Consider the following 16,659-nt stretch of genomic DNA (forward strand, 5'->3'; position numbering starts at 1 on the left):
TCCTGAGTTTTTGGCCCGGCCGAATTAGCCTCGCCCGACTGGCCGGATCAGTGTATCTGGCCGCTTTCCACGCGGGCAACGTCGTCGCGAAGCTGCTCCGGAAGCTTGAACTGCACGTTTTCGTGAATACCCTCGAGAGTGCTCACGGTCACGGTCCCGAACTGACCGATCCGTTGAATCAGTTCCTTGACCAGTTCTTCCGGTGCCGAAGCGCCAGCCGTTACACCAACGGTATCGACGCCATCGAACCATTCGGGGCGCACCGAACCCGCGTCGTCGATCAGGTAACTGGGCACGTTCATTTCGCGCCCGATCTCACAAAGCCGGTTGGAATTGGAACTGTTCTGCGCACCTACGACGAGGATGAGGTCGACATGGCGCGCCAGTTCGCGCACCGCCGTCTGGCGGTTTTGCGTCGCATAACAGATGTCCTTGACATCGGGGCCAACGATCGCGGGAAAGCGCCTCTTCAATGCGTCGATCACCTCGCGCGTGTCGTCGACACTGAGCGTCGTCTGGGTCACATAGGCGACCTTGTCGGGATCTGAAACGCGGAGCGAATCCACCCCTTCCACGCTGGAGACGAGATGCACCGGCCCGGGGATACGGCCGAGCGTCCCTTCCACCTCGGGATGGCCTTCATGACCGATCAGAACAACCTCGTGCCCGCGCGCGGCATAGCGCTGGCCTTCCATATGAACCTTGGCCACCAGCGGACAGGTGGCGTCGATCACCGGGAGCTCGCGCGACTTGGCGGAATCCTCGACGGTCTGGGAGACACCATGCGCACTGAAAACCGTTACCGCGTCCTCCGGCACTTCGTCGAGCTCCTCGACGAAAACCGCACCCTTGGCCTTGAGATCCTCGACCACACGCTTGTTATGCACAATTTCGTGGCGCACGTAGACGGGTGGACCGAAAAGCTTGATCGCCCGCTCGACGATTTCGATCGCCCGCTCCACCCCGGCGCAGAAGCCGCGCGGCTCCGCCAGCAGAAGCTTGAACTCCCGCTTGCCCGGTGCCGATCCGTGCGCGTCGTCGCTTGCGTTTGTCTGAGCCTCGACCATTGCTGTCACCTGTCTCCTGCGGGCGCGCCGTCGCGCGGCCCGATGGTGGCCCCGCTAATAGCTAGCGCCCCAGCATCGTTCTAAAAACCATAAAGTTTTCCGGACTTTAGGCGGATTTTGCCGGGGTCCGCGTCCTATCCCAAGGACAGAACATGCGGATGGCGGTGCGCGCCGTCAACCAAAATTCGGGACGAATCCGGGGGCGGAATTGGAGCTGCCGACCGGGGTCGGGTCACCTGGCGCCCGGGCCGTGCGAGCGGGGCATGGTTTCGCGCACCTGCTGAAAGGCCGTCCAGAGCGCAAAGACCACCGCGCCCGCCGCGGCCAGAACGAAAAACACCGCCAGTCCGCCGAGCCAGGTGGCCGGTGCCAGAAGATAGATGCCGTCCTCGAGGTCGAATCTGCCAAACCGCGGATAGTCGCCCGCTGCCTGCCCCATCCCGTCCGATCCGCCATCCGGCCCTCGCCCGACGCGCGCCTGCCTGGCGGTCACGCGAAGCAGCATATGCGCGAAGCCCGCCAGGACACCCAGCACGGTCAGTACGAGCGCGGCCGCACCAAGCCAGCTATCCGACAGGCCTATCCCTATACCGATGAAAAGCGCCGCGTAGGACAGTGCGCCCGCGACATAATCGTAGCGCGCGCCCAACCGGCTGGCGGTTCCCTGCATACGCGCCAACTCTCCATCGCCGTGATCGAGAAAACGGGCGAGCACGAACAACCCGGCCGCGACATGAATGGCCGGGCCATGTCCCGTGGCGAAGAGGACCGCCGCCACGAGGCAAAGAATGAGAGTTGCCGTGGTCACGTGATTGGGAGCCAACCGGCTGTTCACGAAGGGCCGCATCAGCCAGCGGGCGAGCCGCTGGTCGTAGGCCCCGGGGTTATCGGCGTCTGCAATGCGACGGGACATTCTTTCGTTCCGCATGGCACTCACTCCATAACTGTCGAGCAGGCGTGCCTGGGGCCGCTTTTAACTGGGGCCGCTTTTAACTGGGGCCGCTCTTAATATGACATTCCCATTAAAGCATCGGGCGTCCGGGAACCGGTTGACGCGGATCAAACCTCAGCCGCACCGGAGGGACAGGTCAGGTGGCGGGCGGCGGGCGATGGCGCCACAAACGCTTGCCCTCGGCCAGTTGCCAGGCAAGGAGGGCGGGAAGGCCGAGGACAAGCTCGCGCACGCGCTTGACCAGCGACAGGGCCAACGCGAGCTCGGGCCCGATGCCGATCATGGCGCCGAGCGCCACCAGGCCAACTTCCTGCACGCCGAGTCCGGCCGGCACGAAAAACGCGGCCCCGCGCGCGGCCTGGCTCAGGCTTTCGAGCATCACGGCCTCCATCAGGGTGACGGGATGACCGAGGAAATACATGGCGAGCCATACTTCGCCGGCGCCAATCACCCAGCTTGCGAGCCGCCAGACGCTCGACCAGAAAAGCGCGCCAAGCCGACGATAAGCGGCGACGATCTCGTCATCGAGCGCGGCCGCTCCACCGGAGAGGGCCATAAACTCGCGCCCGCCCGCGACTTTTTCGAGCGCCCGCGCGAGCACCAGGAAGAGCCCGTAATGCTGGGCGACATAAAACCCGACGAACAACAGCGAAAAAACGCCGAGCCCGAACAGCAGCCCCTGGCCCAGGTTGCGGCTTTCGCCGGCATCGGCCACGAGGTAAAGGGCAGCGACGCCCATCAGGGAGAAGATCACTTGCGTGAAAACGCCGATCGTCATGTCGACGACGACCGTGGCACCCCCGACCGGCCCCCGGACTCCTGCCTGACTGATGAGACGGGCGCGCACGAATTCGCCGCCAAGCTGGGCGACGGGAAGAAGCTTGTTGACCGATTCGGCCACCCAGCGCGTCCAGGTAAGGGTGAACGTGCGGGGGCGATCGGTGGGCCGAAAGACATGGGCCCAGGCGAGCACATCCGCGATCAGCGGGAAGACGTGAAACGCGCTGACCCAGAACAGTCCCCAGAATCCGGCCAGCGCCATCGCATCCAGCACCTCCCCTCCGCCGTAATAGGCGATCAGCGCGATCACGGCGGTAAATCCGAGGAAGGCGAGCACCCAGCCTGCCTTGTTCATGAGCCTTTGCCGCTTTGCCCTGTCCCGAGATAGCCTGCCTGCCGGAACCAGTCGATCGCATCGACAAGCGCCTCGCGTGCGGGGCGCGGCTTGAAGCCCAGCTCATGTCGTGCGCGGTCGGCCGAGAAAAACATGGTTTTCCGGGCCATGCGCACACCGTCACGGGTGACACGCGGTTCGCCCCCGCGCGTGAGACGCGCCCAGCCCTCCGACAGATAGGCAACCGGCATGATCAGATTGTGTGGCAGCCTGACCATCGGCGGCCTGCCGCCTGTCAGGTCCGCAATGTCGCGGAGAATCTCCTTCAGATACAGATTCTCCGCACCGAGAATATAGCGTCGCCCCGGAACCCCCTTCTCAAGCGCCAGGAGATGGCCCTCGGCGACATCATCGACATGCACGACGTTCAGTCCGGTATCCACATAGGCGGGCATCCGCCCCGCCGCCGCATCGAGAATCATACGGCCGGTGGGAGTCGGTTTGACGTCAAAAGGCCCGACGGGCGCCGCCGGATTGACGAGACGCACCGGAATCTTCTCGTCGCGCACGAGCGCCATGACCGCTTCTTCCGCAAGAAACTTCGACCGCTTGTAGTGGCCGATCATGCCGGAAGCGGTCGACGGCGTCTCTTCGTCCGCCGGGCGGCCGTCGGGGTGAAGTCCCAGTACGGCGACGCTGCTGGTGTAGACGATGCGATCGATTCCCGCCTCCGCCGCGGCCAGTATGATATTGCGGCTGCCTTCAACATTGGCGGCATAGATCGTCGGCGGGTCCGGTACCCAGAGCCGGTAATCGGCCGCCACGTGGAAAAGCGTGTCGGTCCCCCGGACCGCCGCCCGCACCGAATCGCGGTCGGTCAGATCGCCCGTCACAACCTCGACATCGAGTCCGGCAAGCGCCCGGCGATCGCTGGTCGGCCGGGTCAGGACACGCACGCTCTCGCCCGCCGCCAGAAGCCGGCGAACCACGGCCGAGCCAACGAAACCTGTCCCGCCAGTGACCAGGCTGGTCATGAGGGGCGGTCCGGCGTGCCGGCGGCCGCGCGCCGGTGGCGCAGGAGGTCGCGCCCGGCGAGGGCGAGCACGATCACCGCGCCAACGGGTGCACCGATGGCGGCGGCCATCAGCAGGTACTCGATACCGCCAAGCCAGATGACCGGCGCGAGGAGGTAGAGCATATCCTCGGGCTCGACGCCGCCCTTGATCTTCTGGCGGACGTGGTGGCTGCCGATAATCTCCTCAAGCGCCAGGCGGGCGCCAAAAATCACGGCACAACCAAGACCCGCAACGATGCCCATCCAGATCGCCGTCGCCCCGAGATGGCCCTGGGCCAGCCCGATCCCCATGCCGACCCACACGCTCGTGTAATTGAAAACCGCCTGCACATGATCGAAGTAATGCCCCGCGCGGCTGGTCTTGCCGGTCATGCGGGCCAGTTCGCCATCGGTGTGGTCCATGAAGATCGCCAGCACATAGACGAACACGGCCAGGTTCTGGACCGTGCGGTCGATACCAAGCGCGAAGAGCCCGGCCGCGACCGCACCCAGCCCCAGCCCCAGCGCCGTCAGCCAATTGGGATGGAGCGCCGTGCGCGCCAGCGGGCGCACCAGAATCCGCGCCAGTTTCTGATCGAGGGCGATGGTTTCGCCGTCAGTGCCCATAATCGGCCTCCTCGATGGCCCGGATCGCGGGCATGACCTCCCGCTCCGCTCGGACGAGGTCTTCCGGAAAATCTATCTCCAGCCACGGGTAGCCCGTGACATCCTCGTAGCCGAACGTGCCGGCCGGGCTGTCCATCAAAAGATCCCGGATGGCTTCCTCATACCATTCCTCGCGTCGCCCGGTCGCCAGATAGGCCTCGGCGCGCGCCGCCAGGCGACGGCCGAACTCACCCGAAAACCGGAAAAACCCCACGGATTCGCCCGCGAAATCGTACGCGTTCCGAACCCGCTTGTGGAAATCCACAATATGGCCGTCCTGGATGCAGAGTTTAACCGGTTCCGCCCCCGGTTCGAAATCGCGATCCATCAAAAAGCAGTTGGCGTGCCGTGTTCGCGTCAGGCGGTCGATCAGGCGGCGATCGTAAAGCACGTCGCCATCCATCAGCAGAAAATCACGGCCTTCACGAAGCCGGTCGGCCAGGCAGGCCAGGCTGACGACACTGCCCTCCTCATAATCGGGATTATGGATCAGTTCGACCCGCGCGCGGGCGCCCAGCCTGTCGAGCTCGGCCTCGATGTCGCGATGGCGGTAGCCCACGACCATGACGAGGCGCTCGATGCCGGCTGCGGCCAGGATATTGAGATGACGGGCCAGCAGGGTCTGCCCGGCGATGCGCAACAGAACCTTGGGCGGTGCGTCGTCGCCCGCACCGAGGCGCCGTCCCTTGCCGGCAGCCAGCATCAGCGCCTTCATAAGCGTCCCGCCCGTCGGCGCGCGCGAAGATCGAGCAGGGCCGGGAGAACGACCAGCGTCGCCACCAGCGTGAACAGGATCGCGAGGCTCAGGAGCAATCCCATGCTGGCGGTTCCGCGGTGGCTGGAAATCGCCAGCGAACCGAACGACCCCACAGTGGTCAGGGCGCTGAACATGACCGCGCGCGGGGTCGAGCTTGCGAGCAAATCCTGGGTAGTTGCACTCTCGCGGCTGCGCAGCACGAGATGGATCGCGCTCGCGACACCAAGCCCCAGCAGCAGCGGCAGCACGATGACGTTAGCGAAGTTGAAGGCCTGACCCAGCAGAACCGATGTCGCCGCGGTAAGTATGGCCGCAAGGGCGAGCGGACCGAGCACGAGAAGTGTGTCGGCGAAACTGCGCAGCACAATCACCAGCAGGATTGTGATACCGATCAGCGCGATCACCAGCGCCTCGACCAGCGCCTTAACGACCGCGCGGCCCGACTCCAGAAGAATGACCGGGCTGTCCGTGGCATCGGGCGCGACTGCGCGCACGGCCTCGACAAAGCGGGTGAGACTTTCATTATCGCGCAGATCATCTCGGGGCAGAACCTCCACGCGAGCACGGCCATCAGCCGCCATATAACGCGCCACCAGCGAATCGGGCAGATCGTCCGGCACTACCCCTTCGGTCGAAAGCGCCAGGCGAAGATCGGCCAGACGTTCGTCGAGACCGCCAAGCAGGCGGTTCTCCAGGTCCAGGAAGTCGGCGTCATCGGGTTCGGCCAGAAGAAACTGATCGAACGCATCGGCGAGATAGGCGGCCGCCTCCGAGAGTTCGGGAAAGCGATCGAGGGCGGCGAGACTGACCACGCTCTGACGCAGGGATCTCACGGCTGCGCGCCGATCGAGCGGCGATTCGGGCGTCACTTCGGCCGGCGCCAGGGCCGGCCCCAGAAACAGAACCGCCTCGGCGACAAGCTCCAGCTTTACGCCCTGGTTCGCCGGTACGAAGCTGGCGGCAGTAATGGTGCCATCCACTTCCGGCAACGCATCGAGGCGGGACGCGATCGCCCAGGCCTCGCCCAGATCGGGCGCGAGGACGCTGATCGTATAGACCGGCTGGTCGCTCGCTTCCGTCAGATCGGCGAGCGTCCGCATGCTTTGGGTCTGCGGGTCGCGCAAACTCAGCGTATCGAAATCGAACCGGGCCGCGGGCAGGACCGTCAGGCTTGCGAGAGCGGCCAGCAGGGCGAGGGCGAGCACCGGCCGGGGCTGACGCGCCAGCCAGGTGAGCGCCGGCGATGTCGCCCGTGCCGACTTGGCGGGTGAAACCTTCACCACCGGAAACCGTGGCGGCCAAAGCCTCAGCAGAGCGGGCAGGACCGTCAGACTGGCCACCAGGGCAATCGCCATGCCGGCGCTCGAAATGACCCCCAGCTCGGAAATTCCGACGTAGCTGGTCGGTACGAACGAGAGAAAGCCGATCGCGGCCGCAACTGCACTCAGCGTCAGCGCGGCGCCGACGCCGCGCGCCGAGAGGGCCAGCGCCTCGTCGGGTGCGGAGCCGGCGCGCGCCGCTTCGCGGTAGCGCAACGCGAAATGGATGGCGAAGTCCACGCCCAGCCCGATGAACAGCACCGCGAAAGCCACGGAGATGAGATTGAGATGGCCGATGGCAAGCGTCGCGAAGGCGGCCGTCCAGACCAGCCCCATGATGAGCGTCACCAGGGCCGCCGCCACCATTCTGAACGAGCCCAGCCCCACGACCAACAGCACGCTGACCAGAACCAGCGAGATCAGCGCGGCCGTCTCGGCCCCCGCGGCGACGCTTTCGAGCTCTTCCGTCTCGAGAGCGGCCGAGCCGGTGATCCCGATCTTCACGCCATTTTGCGGGACCAGCCCGAGGTCGCGCTGCGCCTCGCGGATCCATTCCATGGCCGGCCGGGCGGGGTCGAGCCTGCCGTAATCGAGCACCGGCTGGGCCACGATGATGCGCCGGCGGGCCTCGGCCACATCGGCGGGCGATTCCATGACCTCGCGCCAGGGCATGCGGCCCGGCTGGTCCCGGCTGGCCTTGTCCACGACCGCGCCCATGTGATCGAGAAACAGCTCGAAATCGCCGGGGGCCTCTTCGCCGCGCCCGATTTCGCGGGCCGCCTCGGCCATGACCGTGGCAAGCCCCCTGAGGCTCAGGTCTTCCGTCAGGCTGGCGATGAGGGGCTGGGCCTCGGCGAGACGGGCCAGCAGCCGGTCCAGATCGTCGACGTCCAGATAAAGGAGGCCGTGCTTGCGGAAAAACGGGTCCCCCGCGGGGTAGAAGACGGATTTGAACCGCCCCGCCCCTTTTTCGCCCATTTCTGCGCGCATTTTCCCGACCAGGAGGCGCGCTGCCGTGTCGGCCCGGTCGGCCGTCGCCCCGTCGACCACGAGCACGATATTGTCGGCGAACTGCGGAAACGCCTCCTTGTAGGCGATATAGGTCTGGCGGTAATCCAGGTCCCGCGAGAGCATGTCGGCCGTATCGGTGTTGATCTTGAGGCCGCTAGCGGTGATATATCCGGCACCGGCGGTCACGACCAGGGCCGCGAGGATCACGATCAGGGCGTGTTGCTGCACACGGCCGACCCAACGGGCGAGAAATGAAACATAGGCGTCGACAAGGGATTGGATCATCGGTGGCTTCTCGACTTAACCAAGGACGCACCCTGCGGGGCGGGCTGGTGACCGTGATCCGTCAGAGGTCGCGCCGGGCGCGCCAATGGGGCGGCGCGCTCCTGGCGCTTTCCCTGCTTATAGCCTCTGGCGTGGAAGCCGGGCAAGGTACCGCCACCAATGTGGCTCAGATCGCCGGCACCACGGCTCGTGACAGCGCGGAGCAGACCGCTCGCCTCACGGTCGAGAATTTTCACGCCACACTCCTGAACATGATGCAGGAGGCCGAGCTTCTGGGATATGAGGGGCGGTACAAATGGCTGGAGCCCGCGATACATGAGAGCTTCGCTCTTGAATTCATGGCCCGCGTCGTTGCCGGCAGCAAGTGGCGCCAGTTGTCGGAAAGCGACCAGGAGCGGCTTTCCAAGGCCTTTGCGCGGATGACGGTGGCCACCTATGCCTCGCGCTTCAGCGGGTTCAGCGGTGAAACCTTCAAGACCCTGGGGGTCGAGGACGCGCCGCGCGGCACCAAGCTGGTCAAGACCCACCTGGTCAAGTCGGATGGCAGCACGGTGTCACTCAATTACGTCATGCGCGGCGACGGAAACTGGCAGGTGGTCGATATCTACCTCGATGGCCGGATCAGCGAGCTGGCGACCCGGCGTTCGGAATACAGCTCCGTCCTGCGCAATCACGGGATCGAGGAACTGCTGCGCCGGATCGATGCACGGATCGCCGATCTGGCCAGCGACGAGGCTTCCTGACGGGCGCCAGCCCCGTTTTCCGGCTGGTTTCACCCTGTCACCTCTTTGAAACAGCGAAAAATCCCGTATATTGGCGGGACTTGGAGACGTCATGCCGGGACCCGGGAACGGGCGGCTGGGGACGAGGTATGGTGAAGGCCGTCAATTTCATTCGTCATCTGCGCCAGCCGGCGGCGCCCACGAAAGCGGGCCAGTTGCGTCAGCTTCTCTACGCGCCCGAGCTTTCCTTTCTGATGGAGGCGCATAACGCGCTTTCGGCCAAGCTGGTCGAGGAGGCCGGATTTGGCGGGATCTGGGCCTCAGGGCTTTCCATGTCGGCCGCGCTCGGCGTGCGCGACAGTAACGAGGCGAGTTGGACTCAGATCCTCGAAGTGCTCGAGTTCATGTCCGACGCCACGACGGGGCCGATCCTGGTCGACGGCGATACCGGGTATGGCAATTTCAACAATGTCCGGCGTCTCGTGAAAAAACTGAGCCAACGCGACATCGCCGGTGTCTGCCTCGAGGACAAGCTCTTTCCGAAAACCAACTCCTTCATCGGCGAAGGCCAGCCGCTGGCCGATATCGACGAGTTCTGCGGCAAGATCAAGGCGGGCAAGGACAGCCAGCTCGACGACCAGTTTTGCGTGATCGCACGGGTCGAGGCGCTGATATCCGGCTGGGGGCTCGAGGAGGCGCTGCGCCGGGCCGAAGCCTACCACGATGCCGGCGCCGACGCGGTGCTCATCCATTCCAAGAAAAAAAGCCCCGACGAAATCTTCGCCTTCATGCGTGAATGGGGCCAGCGTGCCCCCGTGGTCATCGTGCCCACCATGTATTACACAACACCCACGCAACGCTTCCGGGACGAGAAAATTTCCACCGTCATCTGGGCCAATCATGGCCTCCGGGCTGCCATCACGGCGATGCGCGAGACGTATCACGAGATTCTTGAGGCCGAGAGCCTGATGGAGGTGGAAGGCCGGATCGCCTCGGTCAGGGATATCTTCGATCTCGCCGGCAACCAGGAACTCTCGCAGGCGGAAAAACGCTATCTGCCGCAGGATGCCGACCGGCCGGGGGCAATCGTGCTGGCCGCCTCGCGCGGGGCGGCCCTGGGCGAGCTCACGGCCGATCAGCCGAAATGCATGGTGGATGTGCGCGGGCGGCCCCTGCTGCACCGCCTTGTCAGCACCCTGCGCGAAGGCGGCATCCGGGATATCGCCGTCGTGCGCGGTTATCAGAAGGACAAGATCGACCTGCCGTCGGTCGCGACCTACGACAATGACGACTATGAAACCACGGGCGAGTTGCATTCGCTGGCCCGCGCCGCCGACAGGCTGACCGGCCCCAGCGTCATCACTTACGGCGATATCCTGTTCCGCCGCTATCATCTCGACAACCTGCTGGATACACCGGGCGACATCGTGGTGGTGGCCGATGCCTATTGGCAGAAGCGCGATGTCGCGCGCGAACATCGGGTATCGGACCTGGTGCAATGCTCTCGCCCCTTCACCGGCGATTATCTGGCCGACGAGGCACCCGTCCATCTGGAGGAAATCGGCGATCATCTGCCGCCGACCCATACTCACGGCGAATGGGTCGGGCTGGTCAAGCTCAGCGCCGCCGGGGCCGAGATGGTGAAGACGGCGCTGGCCGCGATGGCGGATGGTGCGGAGGGACTTGGCCGGAAGGGCATGCCCGATCTGATGAACCACCTCATCAGGCAGGGCCACAAGCCGCGCGTCGTTTACGTCACCGGCCACTGGCTCGACGTGGATGACGCCTTCGACCTCGCCAATGCGCGGAACTTCCTGTAGCGTCCGGCCATGATTGAGGCCGACGGGTTTCTCGCCCCCGCACGCGCGCGGGGCATCGACTTCTTCACCGGCGTCCCCTGCTCCTTCCTGACACCGATCATCAATCGCGTCATTTCCGACCACGCCCTCCACTACGTGGGAGCGGCAAATGAGGGCGAGGCGGTCGCAATCGCGGCCGGGGCCTGGCTTGCCGGGCGCGGGACGGCCGTGATGTGCCAGAATTCGGGGCTTGGCAACATGGTGAACCCGCTCACCAGCCTGAACTTCGCCTTCCGGATCCCGACATTGCTGATCGTCACCTGGCGCGCGCAGCCCGGCCTCAAGGACGAGCCGCAGCACGAGCTCATGGGCCAGATCACGCCCGATCTGCTGGAACTCATGCGCATCCCCCATCTGCTGTTCCCGACCGAGGCGGACCAGGTGGTGCCGGTGCTGTCGGAAGCGCGGCGCATGATGGACCGGACGGATCTGCCGGTGGCGCTCATCATGCAAAAGGACAGCGTGCGCGATGACGGGCTGGACGAGCCCGAACTTCCACGCCGGCCGCGCGGGACGCTCACCGATCTGACGACGGGCGGCGCGCGGGTGCGCCGCGTCGAGGCGCTCGAGGCATTTCTGGCGCATAACAGCGCCGCCCATCCCGTCATCGCGACGACCGGCAAATCCGGGCGCGAGCTGTTCACGCTCGACGATCGCGAAAACCACCTCTACCAGGTGGGGTCCATGGGCTGCGCCTCGGCGATGGGGCTGGGCCTGGCGCTGAACACGGAAAAACCCGTCTTCGTGCTCGATGGCGACGGCGCGCTGCTGATGCATATGGGGGTGATGAGCACGATCGGCGCGCGCCATCCCGGAAAATTCATCCATATCGTGCTCGATAACGGGGTGCACGATTCCACCGGCGGCCAGCGCACCGATTCGGCCCATGTGGACTTTGCCGCCATCGCCCTCGCTGCCGGCTACGATTGCTCTTTCGTCACTGACGATATCGGCGGCTTTGAGGCCGCGCTGAGACAGGCCGCCACCGCCGGCGGTCCGGCGCTCGTGCATATGCGGATCGCACCCGGCTCGATCAGCGGGCTCGGCCGGCCCACCATCACACCCCCCGAGGTGGCCCGCCGCTTCCGGGACTGCATTGCGCGCGCCTGAAGCGCGGCTATTTTTTCAGATAGGCGAATTTCGGATCGTCGGGGATGCCTGTCAGCGCGCCACCCTCGTTCTCGGGCCGCCAGAGCAGCACCTCGTCGATCTTGCGCGCGAGTTCGAAATCGCGGTCGGTAATGCCCATCGATTCGTGGGTCTGCAACTGCACCTGCACCCAGGGGAAGGAAGCCGTCAGCAGCGGGTGATGCCAGGCGGCCTCGGCGAGATGGGCGATGGCACCGATCGCCATCGCGGTCGCCTTCCAGTTATGGGTGTCATAGCGCCGCGTCAGATGACCGTCCGTATAGGTCCAGCCCGGCAGTTCGGCTGCGAGCCTTCGTTCGATCTCGCTTTCGCTATAGGCCTCGGGTTTTGCCATGGCGTCCCCCTCGATCGTCAGCGGATGCGGCTGATCTCGATCCCGACGCTTTCCGCGTCCTCGAACACATCGAGCTTCTCGAGGCGCACCGTCGCCCCCGCGACACGCGAATCAGTAAAGCAGGCCTCGAGAATCCGCTCGGCCAGGGTCTCCATCAGCCCGACATGAGCGCGGGTCACGACCGCCCGGATGCGGGTCACGAGGTCTTCATAGCACACCACCTCGTCGATATGCCCGCGGCCCCCGGCGGCCGGCATTTCGGCATCGAGCTCGATATTGATGCGGATGCGCTGGGCCAGTTCGCGCTCATGCGCGTGGATCCCGACCTTCGCGTCGAGCAGCAGATCGCGGACGAAAACCGTATAAAGCCCCGCCGGCTGCGGCGGTGTCACGGTGCGGGAGGAAAGATGGGTGCGGCGGTAAGCGGTCATGGACCTGTCCCTGTCATCGGAACGCCGACGGTACCAAAGCCGGGCGGGCGACGCCATCGCCACGATGAGGGCGTATCAGGCCGGCACCACTCGCCGGGTGCTGTAGCGCCGCAGGCTGGCGATGACGGAAAGCGCCGTCAGCTTGCTCGTCTTGGGATTGATGCTGGGGACGTTGGCCAGTTCCACCCTGAGTTCGCCGAACGGCCCCTTGGCATGGAGTTCCACCGTGTTGCGCGACACGGCCGGATCGGCGATCACCTGCACCCTGGTCCGGTCGAACCCGGCGCCCGCCAGCGCGAGCGCGGCGGCGATATTGGAATTGCGCGGGAAGCGCAGCGCCGTGTCCCGCGCGGTCCCGTCATAGAGCACCTGCTCGGCCGTCACCTTCACGGCTTCGGCCGGCTCCAGGAGCGCTGCCGGCGGCTTGCGCTGTATGAGGGTGACCCGGTCAAACCCCTCGGAAGCCGCGGCCGAGATCGCGTCCAGCCCCGCGATGGCGCCCGAGGGGACGAGGATTTTGCCGCCGCCCGTTTCCGCCGCCCGGTCGAGCGCCGCCTCGATATCCCGCTCGGCCAGGGTCGAGACCGACAGGCAGAGGAGATCGATCCCGCGGGCAAGCACCTCGGGCCCGAAGCGGGCGAGCACTTCGGCGCCCGCCGCCTCGATCACGAGGCGCGGGGCACGGGCGAGAAGGGCCTCGAAATCGAGGCAGAGGAGATCGGCCGGCGGGAGCGAGGCCGCCCCCTCGTCCCGCGTGAAAACACCGACGAGGCGGACGTCCGGCGCCTTGCCCGCCTCGAGCAGGCGCAGCACGTCACGCCCGATGGCGCCATAGCCGATCAGGCCGACGGGAAGGGGCTGGCGAACACTGGAATCTTCGGTCACGACGTCGTCCTCGCTGGCGCCCGGCGGGCGACCGCCGGGAGCGCGACCATACGGCCCTGGCGGGCCGCACCCAAGCGCCATCGTGGGCTCAGGGCCGATCCGGGGTTTTCGGGTGTCGATCAGAGCGTGCACGGATTTCCGGTGGCGGCGTTCTTGACTCTCGCTGCCGGGCTCTCTATCTAAAAGGCACCAAATTGGTGCTATTTGGCAGCCATGGCGGAATTCCGCCAATTTTTGCCGCCAGCAGCACCGGAAGAGGAGCCGGGAGAACAGGATGATCCGTCTGAGCCGCATGGCCGATTACAGCGTGATTGCGATGAGCCGGCTGGCCCAGCGCCCGGACCGCCAGTTCACGGCGGCCGAGCTGGCCCATGAAACGGCCCTGCCCCAGGCCACCGTCAGCAAAATCCTGAAGCTGCTGAGCCATGCCGGACTCCTCACCTCTCAGCGCGGCCCCCGAGGCGGCTACAGCCTGGCCGAGGATGCGGCCGACATCCCGGTCGCCCATATCATCGCCGCCGTCGACGGCCCCATCGCCCTGACGGAGTGTTCGAGCGACGGCGAGACGTCGTGCAACCTCGAATCCCTCTGCCCGACGAGCACCGCCTGGAAAAAAATCAACACCGCGATCAACCAGGCGCTCGACAACCTGACCCTGGCCGATCTTTCGGCCCCCGATCTGATCTTCCCCGACCCGACCCGACCCGTGCCGGCGCCGACGGTCATCAAACAAGACGAACGAGTGTAAGGAGCGCATCATGGCCTCAGTCGAGACCAGAGAAACCGTCGAGGAAGTCTCCAGGTACAAATACGGCTTCTATACGGATATCGAGTCCGAGTTCGCCCCCAAGGGGCTGAACGAGGACATCGTACGGTTCATCTCGGCCAAGAAAAAAGAGCCCGAATGGATGCTGGAATGGCGCCTCAAGGCCTTCCGCCACTGGCAGACCATGACGGAGCCGGAATGGGCGCGGGTGCATTACCCCAAAATCGATTTTCAGGACGCCTATTATTTCGCGGCCCCGAAAAGCAAGGACGACGCGCCCAAAAGCCTGGACGAAGTGGACCCCGAGCTGCTTGAGACCTACGAGAAACTCGGCATTCCGCTGGCCGAGCGGGCGGCGCTGGCAGGTGTTGCCGTGGACGCGGTCTTCGACAGTGTTTCGGTCGCCACCACCTTCAAGGAAAAGCTCTCGGAGGCCGGCGTCATCTTCTGCCCGATTTCGGAAGCCATTCAGAACCATCCCGATCTCGTACGGAAATATCTCGGCAGCGTCGTGCCGGCGGGCGATAATTTCTATGCGGCGCTCAACTCCGCGGTTTTCAGCGACGGATCCTTCGTATACATCCCGAAGGGCGTGCGCTGTCCGATGGAACTCTCCACCTATTTCCGGATCAACGCGGCCAACACGGGCCAGTTCGAGCGCACGCTGATCATCGCCGATGACGACAGCTATGTGAGTTACCTCGAGGGCTGTACGGCCCCCATGCGTGATGAGAATCAGCTTCATGCCGCCGTCGTCGAGCTGGTCACCCATGACGACGCGCAGATCAAATACTCCACGGTGCAGAACTGGTACCCGGGCGACGCGGAAGGCAAGGGCGGCATCTACAATTTCGTCACCAAGCGGGGGGCCTGTCGCGGGCGAAATTCGAAGATTTCCTGGACGCAGGTGGAGACCGGCTCCGCCATCACCTGGAAATACCCGAGCTGCATCCTGCAGGGCGAGAATTCAGTCGGTGAGTTCTACTCGGTCGCGATCGCCAATAACTACCAGCAGGCCGATACGGGCACCAAGATGGTGCATCTTGGCAAGAACACGAGATCCACGATCATCTCCAAGGGGATTTCAGCCGGGCGCGGCCAGAACACCTATCGCGGGCTGGTGCGCATTAGCCCCAAGGCCGAGAACGCGCGCAACTTCACCCAGTGCGACAGCCTGCTCCTGGGCGACAAATGCGGCGCCCACACAGTCCCTTATATCGAGACGGGCAACCGGACCGCGCGGGTCGAGCACGAGGCGACGACCTCCAAGATCAGCGATGACCAGATGTTCTATTGCCGCCAGCGCGGGCTGTCGGCCGAGGATTCGGTTTCGCTCATCGTCAACGGCTTCTGCAAGGAAGTCCTGAAGGAACTGCCGATGGAATTTGCCGTCGAGGCGCAAAAACTTCTGGGCGTCAGCCTGGAAGGCAGCGTCGGCTGACGAACCGGACATGCACCACAAGGCCACAAGGCCGGACATGCACCACAAGGAATGACGACATGCTGAACATCAAGGATCTGCACGTGACCGCCGGCGGGAAGGAAATCCTTCGCGGCATCGACCTCGAGGTCGGGGCGGGTGAGGTGCACGCCATCATGGGGCCCAACGGATCGGGCAAAAGCACGTTGTCCCACGTGCTGGCCGGGCGCGACGGATACGAAATCACAAAGGGTAGCGTCACCTACCAGGGCAGGGACCTGCTTGCGCTCGAGCCCGAGGAACGCGCCGGCGCCGGCATCTTTCTGGCCTTCCAGTATCCGGTGGAAATCCCGGGCGTGGCATCCATGAGCTTTCTCAAGGAATCCGTGAACGCGGTGCGCAAGGCGCGCGGCGAAGCCGAGCTCGACGCCATGGAGTTCCTCCAGATCATGCGCGAGAAACTCAAGCTGCTCGAGATGCGTGAGGAGCTTCTTAAACGCGCGGTCAATGTCGGGTTTTCGGGCGGCGAGAAAAAGCGCTTCGAGGTTTTCCAGATGGCGATGCTGGAACCCACGCTCGCCATCCTGGACGAGACCGATTCGGGGCTCGATATCGATGCGCTGAAGGCCGTGGCCGATGGCGTGAACCGGCTGCGGAGCCCCGAGCGCGGGTTTCTCCTGATCACCCACTACCAGCGGCTGCTGGACTATATCGTTCCTGATTTCGTCCACGTCCTGGCGCAGGGCAGGATCGTCAAGTCGGGCGGCAAGGAACTGGCCCACGAGCTGGAGAAAGAAGGCTACGGCGAGCTGGTGAACGGCCGGGCAGCCTGATCGACACTCCGACATCCGGCGATTTCGCGAGTCGC

At 64.9% G+C, this 16,659-nt stretch carries 16 protein-coding genes; 6 read left to right on the forward strand and 10 right to left on the reverse strand.

Annotated elements, in window-relative coordinates; genetic code table 11:
• Window positions 1-47: 47 nt before the first annotated feature.
• The 7 genes from ispH to RLQ26_06430 form a co-directional block, all read right to left on the reverse strand.
• Complete coding sequence (gene ispH / locus RLQ26_06400; protein MEQ9088355.1) at window positions 48-1,067, reverse strand: 4-hydroxy-3-methylbut-2-enyl diphosphate reductase; 1,020 nt, start codon at window positions 1,065-1,067, stop codon at window positions 48-50.
• 232 nt (window positions 1,068-1,299) lie between these two features.
• Window positions 1,300-1,980, reverse strand: coding sequence for a CDP-alcohol phosphatidyltransferase family protein (locus tag RLQ26_06405; GenBank protein MEQ9088356.1), 681 nt, complete (start codon window positions 1,978-1,980; stop codon window positions 1,300-1,302).
• Between the two features lie 175 nt (window positions 1,981-2,155).
• Window positions 2,156-3,154, reverse strand: coding sequence for a lysylphosphatidylglycerol synthase domain-containing protein (locus RLQ26_06410; protein MEQ9088357.1), 999 nt, complete (start codon window positions 3,152-3,154; stop codon window positions 2,156-2,158).
• Entirely contained in the window at window positions 3,151-4,167 is a 1,017-nt protein-coding gene (locus tag RLQ26_06415; GenBank protein MEQ9088358.1) for an NAD-dependent epimerase/dehydratase family protein, read from the reverse strand. Before RLQ26_06415 ends, RLQ26_06410 begins: the two co-directional genes overlap by 4 nt.
• Window positions 4,164-4,814, reverse strand: coding sequence for a CDP-alcohol phosphatidyltransferase family protein (locus RLQ26_06420; GenBank protein MEQ9088359.1), 651 nt, complete (start codon window positions 4,812-4,814; stop codon window positions 4,164-4,166). Before RLQ26_06420 ends, RLQ26_06415 begins: the two co-directional genes overlap by 4 nt.
• Window positions 4,804-5,568 carry a phosphocholine cytidylyltransferase family protein gene (locus RLQ26_06425; GenBank protein ID MEQ9088360.1) on the reverse strand — a complete coding sequence of 255 codons (765 nt, stop codon included), beginning with the start codon at window positions 5,566-5,568 and terminating at the stop codon, window positions 4,804-4,806. Before RLQ26_06425 ends, RLQ26_06420 begins: the two co-directional genes overlap by 11 nt.
• Window positions 5,565-8,225 (reverse strand): MMPL family transporter, encoded by a 2,661-nt coding sequence (locus RLQ26_06430; GenBank protein ID MEQ9088361.1) that lies wholly within the window; start codon window positions 8,223-8,225, stop codon window positions 5,565-5,567. Before RLQ26_06430 ends, RLQ26_06425 begins: the two co-directional genes overlap by 4 nt.
• Window positions 8,226-8,227: 2 nt before the next feature.
• Here RLQ26_06430 and RLQ26_06435 point away from each other — a divergent pair, with 2 nt between their 5' ends.
• From RLQ26_06435 to aepY, 3 genes are all read left to right on the forward strand, one after another.
• A complete protein-coding gene (locus RLQ26_06435) occupies window positions 8,228-8,968 on the forward strand; it encodes an ABC transporter substrate-binding protein (protein ID MEQ9088362.1) in 741 nt (246 codons plus the stop codon).
• A 128-nt stretch (window positions 8,969-9,096) separates the two neighbouring features.
• Window positions 9,097-10,767, forward strand: coding sequence for a phosphoenolpyruvate mutase (aepX, locus tag RLQ26_06440; GenBank protein MEQ9088363.1), 1,671 nt, complete (start codon window positions 9,097-9,099; stop codon window positions 10,765-10,767).
• A 9-nt stretch (window positions 10,768-10,776) separates the two neighbouring features.
• On the forward strand, window positions 10,777-11,916 hold the full coding sequence (aepY, locus tag RLQ26_06445) for a phosphonopyruvate decarboxylase (protein MEQ9088364.1): 1,140 nt from the start codon (window positions 10,777-10,779) through the stop codon (window positions 11,914-11,916).
• Between the two features lie 7 nt (window positions 11,917-11,923).
• On the opposite strand, the gene RLQ26_06450 is transcribed toward aepY, so the two are convergent.
• From RLQ26_06450 to RLQ26_06460, 3 genes are all read right to left on the reverse strand, one after another.
• Window positions 11,924-12,289 (reverse strand): 4a-hydroxytetrahydrobiopterin dehydratase, encoded by a 366-nt coding sequence (locus RLQ26_06450; GenBank protein ID MEQ9088365.1) that lies wholly within the window; start codon window positions 12,287-12,289, stop codon window positions 11,924-11,926.
• A gap of 17 nt (window positions 12,290-12,306) precedes the next feature.
• The gene (gene folB, locus RLQ26_06455; GenBank protein MEQ9088366.1) at window positions 12,307-12,720 is read right to left on the reverse strand and encodes a dihydroneopterin aldolase; all 414 of its coding nucleotides are present in this window, start codon (window positions 12,718-12,720) and stop codon (window positions 12,307-12,309) included.
• Between the two features lie 75 nt (window positions 12,721-12,795).
• Window positions 12,796-13,605: an aspartate dehydrogenase gene (locus RLQ26_06460; protein ID MEQ9088367.1), complete on the reverse strand. Its 810-nt coding sequence runs from the start codon at window positions 13,603-13,605 to the stop codon at window positions 12,796-12,798.
• A 274-nt stretch (window positions 13,606-13,879) separates the two neighbouring features.
• Between RLQ26_06460 and RLQ26_06465 the strand changes: the two genes are divergently transcribed.
• Genes RLQ26_06465 through sufC form a run of 3 tightly spaced genes read left to right on the forward strand, consistent with a single transcriptional unit; the run spans window position 13,880 to window position 16,624 of the window.
• Window positions 13,880-14,353, forward strand: coding sequence for an SUF system Fe-S cluster assembly regulator (locus RLQ26_06465; GenBank protein ID MEQ9088368.1), 474 nt, complete (start codon window positions 13,880-13,882; stop codon window positions 14,351-14,353).
• Between the two features lie 7 nt (window positions 14,354-14,360).
• The gene (gene sufB, locus RLQ26_06470; GenBank protein ID MEQ9088369.1) at window positions 14,361-15,812 is read left to right on the forward strand and encodes a Fe-S cluster assembly protein SufB; all 1,452 of its coding nucleotides are present in this window, start codon (window positions 14,361-14,363) and stop codon (window positions 15,810-15,812) included.
• A gap of 59 nt (window positions 15,813-15,871) precedes the next feature.
• On the forward strand, window positions 15,872-16,624 hold the full coding sequence (gene sufC, locus RLQ26_06475) for a Fe-S cluster assembly ATPase SufC (GenBank protein ID MEQ9088370.1): 753 nt from the start codon (window positions 15,872-15,874) through the stop codon (window positions 16,622-16,624).
• The last annotated feature ends 35 nt before the right edge of the window (window positions 16,625-16,659 follow it).

This window comes from Alphaproteobacteria bacterium (assembly GCA_040220875.1).
In the GTDB taxonomy this organism is placed as follows: Bacteria; Pseudomonadota; Alphaproteobacteria; order JAVJVX01; family JAVJVX01; genus JAVJVX01.

Coding starts and splice junctions, on each gene's coding strand:
- RLQ26_06415 (MEQ9088358.1), bottom strand. CDS start 4,167: ATGACCAGCCTGGTCACTGGCGGGACAGGTTTCGTTGGCTCGGCCGTG.
- RLQ26_06465 (MEQ9088368.1), top strand. CDS start 13,880: ATGATCCGTCTGAGCCGCATGGCCGATTACAGCGTGATTGCGATGAGC.
- RLQ26_06430 (MEQ9088361.1), bottom strand. CDS start 8,225: ATGATCCAATCCCTTGTCGACGCCTATGTTTCATTTCTCGCCCGTTGG.
- aepY (MEQ9088364.1), top strand. CDS start 10,777: ATGATTGAGGCCGACGGGTTTCTCGCCCCCGCACGCGCGCGGGGCATC.
- folB (MEQ9088366.1), bottom strand. CDS start 12,720: ATGACCGCTTACCGCCGCACCCATCTTTCCTCCCGCACCGTGACACCG.
- sufC (MEQ9088370.1), top strand. CDS start 15,872: ATGCTGAACATCAAGGATCTGCACGTGACCGCCGGCGGGAAGGAAATC.
- aepX (MEQ9088363.1), top strand. CDS start 9,097: ATGGTGAAGGCCGTCAATTTCATTCGTCATCTGCGCCAGCCGGCGGCG.
- RLQ26_06425 (MEQ9088360.1), bottom strand. CDS start 5,568: ATGAAGGCGCTGATGCTGGCTGCCGGCAAGGGACGGCGCCTCGGTGCG.
- ispH (MEQ9088355.1), bottom strand. CDS start 1,067: ATGGTCGAGGCTCAGACAAACGCAAGCGACGACGCGCACGGATCGGCA.
- RLQ26_06410 (MEQ9088357.1), bottom strand. CDS start 3,154: ATGAACAAGGCAGGCTGGGTGCTCGCCTTCCTCGGATTTACCGCCGTG.
- RLQ26_06405 (MEQ9088356.1), bottom strand. CDS start 1,980: ATGTCCCGTCGCATTGCAGACGCCGATAACCCCGGGGCCTACGACCAG.
- RLQ26_06450 (MEQ9088365.1), bottom strand. CDS start 12,289: ATGGCAAAACCCGAGGCCTATAGCGAAAGCGAGATCGAACGAAGGCTC.
- RLQ26_06420 (MEQ9088359.1), bottom strand. CDS start 4,814: ATGGGCACTGACGGCGAAACCATCGCCCTCGATCAGAAACTGGCGCGG.